An 11877-nucleotide genomic window follows, 5' to 3' on the forward strand; every position below is an offset into this window, starting at 1 on the left:
CATGGAACAGGCGCACACCATCGAACTGGAAGGGCTGGAAAAGCGCTTTCCGTCGCTTGAGAAACCGGCGGTCGCCAGCCTGACCACCACCCTGCGCAGCGGCGCGGTCATCGGGCTGGTCGGCCCGGACGGCGCAGGCAAAACCACCCTGCTGCGCATGCTGGCCGGGCTGCTGCAGCCCAGCAGCGGCAAATTGCGGGTCGCCGGGCTGGATCCGATCGCGCAGGATCGCCAACTGCATGCGATCCTCGGCTACATGCCGCAGAAGTTCGGGCTGTATGAGGATCTGACGGTGATGGAGAACCTGACGCTGTACGCCGATCTGCGCGGCGTTACCGGCGATCTTCGCCGCCAGACCTTCGAACGGCTATTGAAATTCACCGATCTGACGCGCTTCACCGAGCGCCTGGCGGGCAAGCTGTCCGGCGGCATGAAACAGAAGCTCGGCCTGGCCTGCACGCTGGTCGGCGAACCCCAGGTGCTGTTGCTGGACGAGCCGGGCGTCGGCGTCGATCCGATCTCGCGCCGCGAGCTGTGGCGCATGGTGCACGAGCTGGCCAACGACGGCATGTTGATCCTGTGGAGCACCTCTTATCTCGACGAGGCCGAGCAGTGCCGCGAAGTGCTGTTGCTCAACGAGGGTGAGCTGCTGTTCAGCGGCGCGCCGCAGGATCTGACCCAGCGCATGGCCGGGCGCACGGTGTTGATCGCCGCGCCGCCGGGCAGCCATCGATCGTTGCTGCAGCGGGCGATCTGCCTGCCGGCGGTCACCGACGGCGTGATCCAGGGCAAGTACCTGCGCCTGATCCTGAAAGAAGGCGAAGATCACCGGCAGCTGCTGCAGGCGCTGGATCTGCCGGACGCCGAACTCGACGAGGCGGATCCGCGCTTCGAAGATGCGTTTATCGATCTGCTCGGCGGCGGCCCCAACCATCGCTCGGCGCTGGCGGAGATCATGCCGACCGTCGACGGTGAAAGCGGCGAAACGGTGATCGAAGCGGTGCAGCTGACTAAAAAATTCGGCGACTTCGCCGCCACCGATCACGTCGACTTTCAGGTGCGGCGCGGAGAAATCTTCGGCCTGCTCGGCCCGAACGGCGCCGGCAAGTCCACCACCTTCAAAATGATGTGCGGCCTGCTGGTGCCGTCCGGCGGCAAGGCGCTGGTGCTGGGGATGGATCTGAAGACCAGTTCCGGCAAGGCGCGCCAACGCCTCGGCTACATGGCGCAAAAATTCTCGCTGTACGGCAACCTGACGGTGGCGCAGAACCTGAAGTTCTTCTCCGGCGTCTACGGCCTGAGCGGCAAGGCGCAGCGCGACAAAATCGACGAAATGTCGCGCGCCTTCAACTTCGCGCCGATCCTCGATCAGACGCCGGACGCGCTGCCGCTCGGCTTCAAACAGCGCCTGGCGCTGGCCTGCGCGCTGATGCACGAACCGGATATTCTGTTCCTCGACGAACCGACTTCCGGCGTCGATCCGCTGACGCGGCGCGAGTTCTGGCTGCACATCAACGGCATGGTCGACAAGGGCGTCACTGTGATGGTGACCACCCACTTTATGGACGAGGCAGAATACTGCGACCGCATCGGCCTGGTGTATCGCGGCAAGATCATCGCCGCCGGCACGCCGGACGATCTCAAACAACAGGTGGCGCGCGACGACAATCCCAGCCCTTCGATGGAGCAGGCGTTTATCGAGCTGGTGCAGGGCTACGACGAGGAGGAAACGCGGTGAGCGATAACCGACCCCCATTCGACGACGGCGGCTTCTCCTGGCGCCGGCTGCGCGCGCTGTGCCTGAAGGAGACGCGGCAGATACTGCGCGATCCCAGCAGCGGCCTGATCGCCTTCGTCATCCCGCTGATGCTGCTGTTTATCTTCGGCTACGGCATCAACCTGGACTCCAGCAAGCTGCATCTGGGCATTCTGATGGAACAACAGAGCGAAGACGCGCGCGATTTGGCCCACGCCTTCGCCGGTTCGCCCTATATCGAACCGACCATCAGCGACAACCGCCAGCAGCTGATCCAGCAGATGCAGGCCGGCACGATCCGCGGCCTGGTGGTGATCCCGGTGGATTTCGACCAGCGCATGGCGCGCCCGCACGACAGCGCCCCTATCCAGGTGATCACCGACGGCAGCGAGCCGAACACCGCCAACTTCGTGCAGGGCTATGCCCAGGGCGTATGGCAAGTATGGCAGCAGCAACGCGCCGCCGATCGGGGGAGCAGCGACCAGCCGCTGATTGACGTGCAGATGCGCTACTGGTTCAACCCGGCGGCCATCAGCCGGCACTACATCATTCCCGGCGCCATCACCATCATCATGACGGTGATCGGCGCCATTCTCACCTCGCTGGTGATCGCCCGCGAATGGGAACGCGGCACCATGGAGGCCCTGCTGTCCACCCAGGTGACGCGCAGCGAGCTGCTGCTCTCCAAGCTGATCCCATATTACTTCCTCGGCATGATCGCCATAGCGCTGTGCATGGCGGTGGCGGTGTGGGTGCTCGGCGTGCCCTATCGAGGTTCGCTGCCGATCCTGCTGCTGATCAGCAGCCTGTTCCTCGCCAGCACCCTCGGCATGGGCCTGCTGATCTCCACCCTCACCCGCAACCAGTTCAACGCGGCGATGGTGGCGCTGAACGCCGCCTTTCTGCCGTCGATCATGCTGTCCGGCTTCATTTTCCAGATCGACAGCATGCCGGCCATCGTGCGCGCGGTGACCTACATCATTCCGGCGCGTTACTTCGTCAGCACGCTGCAAACGCTGTTCCTGGCGGGCAACGTCGGCACCGTGCTGGCGATCAATCTGCTGTTCCTGATCGCTTCCGCCGTGGTGTTCATCGGCCTGACGGCCTGGAAAACCCAGCGCCGGCTGGATTAAGGAGAAAGAGCGATGTTTCACCGTCTGTTGACGCTTATCATCAAGGAAATGCAGGCGCTGCTGCGCGATCCGCAAACCCGCGCCATCCTGATCATGCCGGTGATCCTGCAGGTGCTGCTGTTCCCGTTCGCCGCGACGCTGGAAGTCACCAACGCCACCATCGCGGTCTACAGCGAGGACAGCGGCCAGGCCTCGGTGGAGCTGACCCAACGCTTCGCCAAGGCCAAAGCCTTCTCCCATGTGCTGCTGCTGCGCAATCCGCAGGAGATAAAGACCACCATCGACAACCAGCGGGCGCTGCTGCTGATCCGCTTCCCGGCGCAGTTCTCGCGCGATATCGCCGCCGGCCACACCGCGCCGCTGCAGCTGCTGCTCGACGGGCGCAACTCCAACAGCGCGCAGATCGCCGCCAACTACGTGCAGCAGATCGTGCAGGAATATCAGAACGAGCTGCTCGGCAACCGCGCCAAACCCAACAACAGCGAACTGGTGGTGCGCAACTGGTATAACCCGAATCTGGACTACAAATGGTTTGTGGTACCGTCGCTGATCGCCATGATCACCACCATCGGCGTGCTGATCGTCACCTCGCTGTCGGTGGCGCGCGAACGCGAACAGGGCACGCTGGAACAGCTGCTGGTCTCGCCGCTCACCACCTGGCAGATCTTTATCGGCAAGGCGGTGCCGGCGCTGATCGTCGCCAGCTTCCAGTCCAGCATCGTGCTGTTGATCGGCATCTTCCTGTACCAGATCCCGTTCGCCGGATCGCTGCTGCTGTTCTACGCCACCATGTTGATCTACGGGCTGTCGCTGGTCGGTTTCGGCCTGCTGATCTCGTCGCTGTGCGCCACTCAGCAGCAGGCGTTTATCGGCGTGTTCGTGTTCATGATGCCGGCGATCCTGCTCTCAGGTTACGTCTCGCCGGTGGAGAATATGCCGGTGTGGTTGCAGGATCTGACCTGGGTGAACCCGATACGCCACTTCACCGACATCACCAAGCAGATCTACCTGAAGGACGCCAGCTTCAGCATCATCTGGCGCAGCCTGTGGCCGCTGCTGGTGATCACCGCCACCACCGGCAGCGCCGCCTACGCGCTGTTCCGCCGCAAGATCGCATAAAAAGGTTCATAACGCTTTACCGGGAAACGCTGCTTTGATTTTCAAAAAGAAGTAATCGCTATCCCGGTATCTCTAGGCCATTCTTTTTATCGTCTTAATTTTATTATTTATTCCTTCCAGAACGCTGGTACTCCGACGATACATGGGACTCACGAATATGCCATTGACATAACCTCTCAGCTTATTGACAAACTGCTGTTTGAAGGGATTATGCTCGCTATAGCTTGATTTAACGGTCTGTGACGGCTCACGTCTGAGAGAAACTAATCAAGATATTGATCAAATTATCGATGTAAATAAGGTATTTTTATACTGAATAATCTTGAAAGACAAAGCATAAATAATTTATAAAAACAATAGTGAAAATGATGGAGATTCAAGTGAAAAAAGAGATTCTTGCCGTTCCGGGTATGCCTCCATCCCCCTTGTTCAAAAGGACGTATAAAGCCGTTCAAGATATTGATGAAGAATAACCAAATTGATTCGTAGATGGCGATTCCTCCATGCAGGACCACCTATGAAAGTTACTGCATATGATGGAACAGAAATCTGCTATCAAGGTGTAGCATTTAAAGGTTCTCCCGTTCAGGTTTTTTGGAATGGATTTATCGAACCTTACATTGAAAATTACTCAATAAATGTATTTGAGCAAACCTCAGCGTTGGCAATCGAATGCCAATATTCAACAGAGAAATCCATTGAAGAAGCTAAAATACTATTGCTGGTGATGATTCGTAGGCTTTACCATGAAATGGCCGAAACAGATAAAATATTAAGAGGGGATGGATTTTCATTTCCACAAAAAAAAGATGTTAGCGGCCATATTGAAAGTATGTCTCAAAAGATTATAGAACATGCAGAAATTGAGAAGTTAAAAAAGCCACTGGCGAACCAGAGTATATTCAATATAGAGAATGTAAATAGCAAATATGCGCAATTTGGCACAAGTAATAGCATCAGTATTCAAGAGTTAAGTGACTTTTTCAGAATGATTGCTTCTTCTGGTGAGGATGAGATTATCGTTCTCTCGAAAATACTTCTGAGTAGCGCCCACTCAAGAAAATTACTAAGTAAAGAAAAATATGATTTTTTAATATCTATTTTTAAAAAGTAGCTTATGCTCATATTTATGAATCAGAAAACCTAATCACAAAACAGAAATCTAAAGGAGTAACATGATGGATTTTGATGCTATGGCATACCCTGAAACATTCACAATCGCTGGAGCTGAATATAAAGGGCGACGGAATTCAGCTGAAAAAAAAGTACTAATCCCTTACACTGAAGAGCCCAACATTAGTATTGGCGATAAAATAAATCAAAAACTAGGAAAGGGCGAAATATCTTTAAAAGTACTTGATATGTCATTCTTACCTGGAGGCACACTCAATGTTGGTACTAATCACCCACACATGCTTACATTAAAGGTTGAGAATTTAACTGCCAATGAACAAAAACCTAAGCAATCTAGCCAAAATACATTCAACATAGGAAGCGTATCAGGCTCACAAGTTCAAATCGGTGAACATAACCATCTTATTTTAAATATCAGCATAACTGAACTTGTTGAAAAAGTATCTCAATCACAGGACCCTCAGGCAAAATCTTTACTTAAGAATTTGCTAAATAATAGCACTGTAGCTAGTCTCGTTGGTGCTGGCGCATCAGCCTTATTAGCTATGCTTTGAAGAAATGGCCTGGCAAAAACCAGGCCAAAAGTATCATCTCTCACTCATCTATTTTGGAGATAGTGGCATTTTTTCTCTATAGCCCTCAGGGGTTCAATCAAAGCATCAAGCTGCTCTTTGTTTGTTGCAAGATTTTCATCTGATAGAGAACTATGAGCAAAGTCATGATGGTCTATCCAGAACAGTGATCTTACCCAGCAATAGTTGTCACACGACTAAATGAGTAAGCTCTAAATCAGACGTGACTCACATGACAAAACCCGTATCAAGCAGTAAGAAAAGCACGCTCCTCGAGTCATTTGAGTACTTTATCCCTGGCTTTTTCATAAGAATATTCTGGCGCTTTCTCTGTTTTACATGGCTTACTACTCAGTCCCAGCGGATCCAACCACATCAGCGGGTTCGCCGCATACAGATAAAGGTTCAGCCCGCCGAGCCCCCTTACAGGATCCTGTGTGGTAAAACGTCCCACCTCGGGCAGAACAGGTTGTCATTGCGAAATATAATTTTTTCATGATTTATCCACTACATTTACCAGGTGTTCATATCACTGCCATATGCCTCTATCCTTGTCCGACCTTCCCCCCTCATGACTTGTCTTTAACACGAAGAGGGGCTCAGTCAGTTTAGTACTATATAGTAGCCGGGTAGGTTTAACCATTCCGGCTTTCAATTTATCATTTAAGATTTAGCTTGATGAAAGATATTACTTCATCTTTGCTCATTTCAAATTCTGGGCCAGCATCAATTCCTTTTAAATAATCTACTACATATGAGAGTTCTTCGTCAGGAATATCATAGTCCAGATAAAATCTATAGGCGTAGTCCGCCACTTTAGATGAACTATAATCATCATCAAGAAGACAGTTCAATCCATTTAAAAAAAGCGTTCTCATCTCATTCATATTAAATCACCATCCTATTCCTGTTGCCTTACCTGAAGGAGTTGCGATTCCTGCATCGATATCAGCTTTAGTTGGTGGATAATGGGGCAGGTTTAACACTTCACCATTTTTCATTTTTGGATGAACTCGATTGACCTCTCCTGCATGATTATAAGTCTCTTCCCAAGATCTTACATTCCCTGTTTTAGGATCCCATTCTGTAACATGGGAGCGTCCTCTTGTTGGCCCCTGAGTTCTAGCTAATGCCTCTTTGTCATAATAGCGAATGCGGCCATCAGGTAGATGTCGAGTATTTACTGCCGTTTTTTGAGCTTTTTCTAAAGCCCTAAACTTTCGGTTCAACTTCGTTGATGGCGAGCAACTTAGCCCATACGGATCCACCCACATCAGCGGGTTCGGCGCATACTGATAAAGGTTCAACCCACCTTCCAACCCTATCGGATCCTGCGTGGTGAAACGCCCCACCTCGGGTTCGTAGTAGCGGAACAGGTTGTAGTGCAGGCCGCTTTCGTCGTCCTGATATTGCCCGGCGTAGCGCAGCGGCTGCTGATATTGCGCGCCCTGCCGCTTCGCCGCGCCGGCCACCGTCTGGCCCTGCAGCTTGCCGAAGGTGTCGTATTGCCCGGACCAGCACAGGTTGCCCGCCGCGTCGGTCACCTCCAGCGGCGCGCTGTTCAGATCGGTGTGATACCAGTAAATATCCGCCGAGCGGCTGTCGCCCGCCTGCTCCAGCGCCGCCAGCGGGCTCCACGGGCTGGCCGGATCGTAGCTCCAGCTGCGGCGGCTGCCGTCGTCGCGCTGCTCCTGCAGCAACCGGTAGCCCTGCCACAGGAAACGGGTCGTCTGTTCGGTTTTGCCTTTGTAGCGCACCGTTTTGCGGCTGCGGCGGCCCAGCGCATCGTAATGGTACTGCGCCTCGAACTCGCCCTGCGGGCCGCGGCCGTGCGCCTGCACCAGCCGATTGTCGGCGTCGTAGCGGTAGTGCTGTTCGTACAGGCCGTTGCGCCGGCTGATCAGGTTGCCCCAGGCGTCGTAACGGTAAAACAGTTTTTGCCAGTGCGTCAGGCGGTTGTCGGCGATCGGCGCCAGCGGCAGGTGCGCGTCGATGTCGTTCTGCGGGCTGCGTTCGCCCAGCAGGTTATCCGCCAGATCGTACACCAGCCGCGCGCCCGGTTTACCCTGATTGGGTTCGCGGTGTTGCAGCAGGCGGCCTTCGGCGTCGTAACCGTAGTGCACTTCGCCGCGCAGCGCGTCGCTCACCCCGGCCAGCTCGCCGCGGCCGGTGTAGCGATAAGCGCGCCACAGCACGCCGTCTTCCGGCCGGGTCAATTTGTCGTGGCCAAAGGCGCTGCTCTGCCAGCTGCGGCGGCCCAGAGCGTCGTAACGCCGCTGCTGCTGCAGCGCGCCCTGGCTGCGGCTGGTTTCCCGGTGCAGGCGATCGCGGGTGAATTCGCTCACCACCTGCTGGTTGAATTTGATGGCGCTGGCGTGGCCGGAGCCGTAATACAGCCACTGCAGACGATCGCCCTGCGGCAGCGTCAGCGCCTGCAGGTTGGCCAGCGCATCCCACTGGTATTGCAGCTCGCCGTTCACGCCCTGTTCGCCGAGCAGCCGCCCGGCGGCGTCATAGCGCATCTGCACGCTGTCCGGCTCGATGCCCAGCACCGCGCCGCTCGCCGTCGGCAGGCGGTTCAGCTCGCGCAGCCGCCCCATGGCGTCGAAACGGTAATGCCATTCCGCGCTGGCGTTGCCGCGCCAGACCAGCTGCCCGGCCTCGTCGAAGCGGAAGCGCTGTTCGCGCTGCGTCAGCTCACCTGCGTTGCCCGGCAGGCCGACCTCGCGGTGCTCCTCCAGCAGCCCGGCCGCGCCGTAGCGATAATCGTGGCGGGTGTCGTCCGGGCGCTCTTCGGTCAGCACGCGGCCCACCGCATCGTAGCTGAAGCGGTATTCGCCGCCGTTGCCGTTCTCCAGGCGCGTCAGCCAGCCCTGCGGGCTGTAGTGATAGCGCCGGGTGCGGTTGATGCGATCGGTGATGCTGACCGGCAGCCCCAGGGCGTTGTACTGCCAGCGGGTCAGGCTGCCCAACGCGTCCTGATGCTCGGCCAGCTGGCCGTGCGCGTTCCAGTTAAAGCGCTCTTCGCCGCCGTCCGGGTGGATCAGGGTATGCAGGCGGCCGCCGTTATCCCACAGGTAGCGCGTCTGATGGCCTTCGGCATCGGTCTGCGTCGTCAGTTGCCCCAGCGCATCGTAGGTATAAGCCGTCACGCTGCCGGAACAGTCGGTGTAGCGCGTCAGCTGGCCGCGGGCGTCCCACTCCAGCTTCACTTCCCCGCCCAGTGCGTCGATCACACTAGCGGGCAGGCTCTCTTCGTCATCCGGATAGCGGTACAGAGTGGCGTTGCCCAGCGCATCGACATAGCGCGTCGGGCGCCCCAGCGTGTCCCAGTGCTGCGCTTCGCTGCTGCCGTCCGGGTAGGCGACGGCGAACAGCCGGCCGCTGTTACGCGAATATTGATAGCGCGTCACGCGGCCGAGCGGATCGGTCTCCGACAGCAGGCGGCCGTAAGGATCCCATTCGCTCTGGCGCTGCGCGCCGCCGGGCAGCAGCACGCTGCACAGCTCGCCGCGTTGGTAGATGAAACCGTAGCGGCGCTGGTCGAAATCGGTGTACTGCGCCACGTTGTCGTCGTCATCCAGCCGCCACTCCGCCCGTTTGCCGTCGCCGCGCACCGCGCTGCGGCGCCCGCCGGCGAAGTCGTAACCGAACTCAAGGGATTCCCCGGCGCTGTTGCGGTAGGCCGTCACGCGCGGCACGCCGTCGATCTCTTGCCATTGGTATTCGTTCAGCAGCCCGGCGGCGTCCTGGTGGCTGATCATCAGGCCGTCGCGCCAGCCAAAGCGCCGCGTCACCTCACCGGCGCGGTTGCTCACCGTCGTCAGTTGGCCCTGCTCATCGTAACCGTAGCGCGCCAGCGTTCGTTCACCGTCGGCGGTTTGCAGCGCCACTTCACGCAGGCGGCCCTGCGCATAGCGGCACATCAGGCGCTGCCCGGCGCTGTCCACCAGTTCGCTCAGCAGTCCCTTGTCGTCGTAGAACAGCGAGGTGGCGTTGCCGATGGCGTCGGTGATCATGCTGAGCCGGCTCGGCTGGTCGCCCGCCAGCGGCGGGTAGTGGAAAATCTGTTCGCCGACGTCAAACAGCTGCCAGCTGCCGTCGTCGTTGTGCATCAGCCAGCTTTTTTCGGCTTCGCAGTAGGTTTTGTGGCCGCGCGGCACCATAGGGAAAGCGACGAAGTCGCCGGAAGGCGCACGCCACACCAGGCCGTCCTGATACGGCTGCAGGCTGCTCTCCCAAAACAGGTTCCAGCCGCGGCCCAGTACGCCGTCGCCGGGGTTGCCGCTGCGCCAATAGCGCTGCCAGGCGACCGGCAGGCGCGAAGGCAGCACGAAATCGAGATCGTCTTCGCCGTCGAGGAATTTCTGGCCGCTGACGATATCCACCGGCCGGGCGATAATGCCGACCGCGGCGGTGGCGGTCATCAGCGTGCCGGCGCGGCAGGCGATGCGCGCCAGTTTGTTGATGCCAGGCAGCTTGCCCAACAGTTTGCCGAGCGCCCCCAGCTTGCCGGCGGCGCCGCCCACGCCGCCCACCAGGCCGGCGAACAGCAGCGTCAGATCGGAGACCTTATACAGCCAATCCGGCACTTCGGGCTTGATCGGCAAGGTGGTGACGGTGCCGCCGCCGATAAACACGTTGGGCGAACCTTCCATCACCTGCGCGTCGCAGTTGGTTTTGTCCCCCACGCGCGAGGCGGGCTGGCCGTTGATGCTGACCTTGTCGGAGCCCTGCGCCATCTGCATGCTCGGGCCGTCGTCGCTGCAGGCCACCTGGCTGTTGGTGGCGAGCGCGGCGGGTTTGCCGTTGATGAAGACGTTGGGGGAGCCGGTGACGATATTGCCTTTGGGGGTCAGGCTACCGGCACCGGCGTCGGCAATGCCGTCACGCGCCGCGGTGGCCGCCTCCCCGGTGAGATACCCCACCGCCAGGCTGGCGCCGATGAGCAGCACGCCGACGCCGATACAGGAAGCCGCCAGGCCGGCGACGAACAGCGCCCCCGCAGCCACCGCGCCTGCGGCGGCGATCAGGCCGCCGACAAGGGTGCCGGCAATCATGCCGGCCAGGGCATGGGAATGCCCGATGGTATCGCCGACACGAGCCGCTTCGGTCATCGTAAGTTCCTTTTACGCAAAGAGTTCATCGTTAGGCCGCCCGGTAGCTGTTCAGCACCTGCTGCAGCAGCGCGTCGCGAGAAACATTGATTGAGAGGAAAACGTTCATCACCGGCCAGAAGCTCTTTGACGGAGCGGTCGAGGTAACCTTCCTGTAGGACCGCACTGCCTTCGGTAAAGATACAGCGGGAAGTATCAGGCGTCATGCAAAATCCTTTTGCTTCACGAAAGCTTAAGCATCGCATAATCGCATAAAAAAAGCTCTGCATATCACATGCAGAGCTTTTTGATCGCCAGATACCCTAAGGCTTGAAAGACGACGGATTTAGCGGCGGTTGCCGAAGATGCGCAGCAACATCAGGAACAGGTTGATGAAGTCGAGATACAGCGTCAGCGCGCCGACGATGGCGTACTTGCGGAAGCCGTCTTTATCATCGGCGTTCAGCTGCTCGCCCATCGCCTTGAGTTTTTGCGTGTCGTACGCGGTCAGACCGACGAACACCACCACCCCAATGTAGGTAATCGCCCACATCAGCGCGGTGCTTTTCAGCCAGATGTTCACCAACGAGGCCAGCACGATGCCGATCAGCGCCATGAACAGCATGCTGCCAAAGCCGCTCAGATCGCGCTTGGTGGTGTAGCCGTACAGGCTCATGGCGCCGAACATGCCGGCGGTGACCACGAAGGTGCTGGCGATCGAGCTGTAGGTATAAGCGATGAAGATGCTCGACAGCGTCAGCCCGGTCAGCGCCGAGTAGAGCATGAACAGCGAGGTGGCCACCGCGCCGCTCAGGCGGTTGACCATGCCGGAAATCACGAACACCAGCGCCAACTGGGCGATGATCAGACCGAAGAAGGTGATCTGGCTGGAGAAGATGAAGTTAAGGATCGCGGGCGTATTGGCCGCATACCAGGAAACGAACGCCGTCAGCAGCAGACCGCAGGTCATCCAGCCGTAAACCTGCGCCATGTAGGCCTGAATGCCGCTGTTGGCACGTTCGACGATTGAACCATTAGAGCGTGGATATCGGTCCATGACGGTTACC

Annotated in this window: 9 protein-coding genes and 2 pseudogenes; 5 read left to right on the top strand and 6 right to left on the bottom strand. The window is 57.8% G+C overall.

Features of this window, described 5'->3' with window-relative positions:
• Position 1: 1 nt before the first annotated feature.
• From ACMGF7_RS01515 to ACMGF7_RS01525, 3 genes are read left to right on the top strand one after another with little or no spacing between them, the layout of a single operon-like run.
• Positions 2–1738: an ATP-binding cassette domain-containing protein gene (locus tag ACMGF7_RS01515; RefSeq protein WP_021503997.1), complete on the top strand. Its 1737-nt coding sequence runs from the start codon at positions 2–4 to the stop codon at positions 1736–1738.
• Entirely contained in the window at positions 1735–2889 is a 1155-nt protein-coding gene (locus tag ACMGF7_RS01520; protein WP_273875070.1) for an ABC transporter permease, read from the top strand. Before ACMGF7_RS01515 ends, ACMGF7_RS01520 begins: the two co-directional genes overlap by 4 nt.
• Before the next feature lie 12 nt (positions 2890–2901).
• Positions 2902–4008, top strand: a complete 1107-nt coding sequence (locus tag ACMGF7_RS01525) for an ABC transporter permease (protein WP_044031722.1) — start codon at positions 2902–2904, stop codon at positions 4006–4008.
• A 6-nt stretch (positions 4009–4014) separates the two neighbouring features.
• On the opposite strand, the pseudogene ACMGF7_RS01530 reads toward ACMGF7_RS01525, so the two are convergent.
• A pseudogene (locus tag ACMGF7_RS01530) lies at positions 4015–4215 on the bottom strand (transposase); the annotation flags it as partial.
• Positions 4216–4525: 310 nt separating this feature from the next.
• Here ACMGF7_RS01530 and ACMGF7_RS01535 point away from each other — a divergent pair.
• On the top strand, positions 4526–5122 hold the full coding sequence (locus tag ACMGF7_RS01535) for a hypothetical protein (RefSeq protein ID WP_049239965.1): 597 nt from the start codon (positions 4526–4528) through the stop codon (positions 5120–5122).
• A gap of 64 nt (positions 5123–5186) precedes the next feature.
• Positions 5187–5696, top strand: coding sequence for a hypothetical protein (locus ACMGF7_RS01540; RefSeq protein WP_075201871.1), 510 nt, complete (start codon positions 5187–5189; stop codon positions 5694–5696).
• Between the two features lie 295 nt (positions 5697–5991).
• On the opposite strand, the gene ACMGF7_RS01545 is transcribed toward ACMGF7_RS01540, so the two are convergent.
• From ACMGF7_RS01545 to ACMGF7_RS01565, 5 genes and pseudogenes are all read right to left on the bottom strand, one after another.
• The gene (locus ACMGF7_RS01545; RefSeq protein ID WP_233494381.1) at positions 5992–6168 is read right to left on the bottom strand and encodes an RHS repeat domain-containing protein; all 177 of its coding nucleotides are present in this window, start codon (positions 6166–6168) and stop codon (positions 5992–5994) included.
• Between the two features lie 205 nt (positions 6169–6373).
• Positions 6374–6601 (bottom strand): hypothetical protein, encoded by a 228-nt coding sequence (locus tag ACMGF7_RS01550; RefSeq protein ID WP_049239966.1) that lies wholly within the window; start codon positions 6599–6601, stop codon positions 6374–6376.
• Positions 6602–6607: 6 nt separating this feature from the next.
• Entirely contained in the window at positions 6608–10831 is a 4224-nt protein-coding gene (locus ACMGF7_RS01555) for an RHS repeat-associated core domain-containing protein (RefSeq protein WP_420286339.1), read from the bottom strand.
• Positions 10832–10898: 67 nt separating this feature from the next.
• Positions 10899–11037: pseudogene (locus ACMGF7_RS01560) on the bottom strand (DUF1795 domain-containing protein); the annotation flags it as partial.
• Between the two features lie 119 nt (positions 11038–11156).
• Positions 11157–11867: a Bax inhibitor-1 family protein gene (locus ACMGF7_RS01565; RefSeq protein ID WP_004939761.1), complete on the bottom strand. Its 711-nt coding sequence runs from the start codon at positions 11865–11867 to the stop codon at positions 11157–11159.
• Positions 11868–11877: the final 10 nt, after the last annotated feature.

This window comes from Serratia sp. BNK-17, from assembly GCF_048684935.1.
In the GTDB taxonomy this organism is placed as follows: domain Bacteria; phylum Pseudomonadota; class Gammaproteobacteria; order Enterobacterales; family Enterobacteriaceae; genus Serratia; species Serratia nematodiphila.

Coding starts and splice junctions, on each gene's coding strand:
- ACMGF7_RS01550 (WP_049239966.1), bottom strand. CDS start 6,601: ATGAATGAGATGAGAACGCTTTTTTTAAATGGATTGAACTGTCTTCTT.
- ACMGF7_RS01535 (WP_049239965.1), top strand. CDS start 4,526: ATGAAAGTTACTGCATATGATGGAACAGAAATCTGCTATCAAGGTGTA.
- ACMGF7_RS01525 (WP_044031722.1), top strand. CDS start 2,902: ATGTTTCACCGTCTGTTGACGCTTATCATCAAGGAAATGCAGGCGCTG.
- ACMGF7_RS01540 (WP_075201871.1), top strand. CDS start 5,187: ATGGATTTTGATGCTATGGCATACCCTGAAACATTCACAATCGCTGGA.
- ACMGF7_RS01515 (WP_021503997.1), top strand. CDS start 2: ATGGAACAGGCGCACACCATCGAACTGGAAGGGCTGGAAAAGCGCTTT.
- ACMGF7_RS01565 (WP_004939761.1), bottom strand. CDS start 11,867: ATGGACCGATATCCACGCTCTAATGGTTCAATCGTCGAACGTGCCAAC.
- ACMGF7_RS01555 (WP_420286339.1), bottom strand. CDS start 10,831: ATGACCGAAGCGGCTCGTGTCGGCGATACCATCGGGCATTCCCATGCC.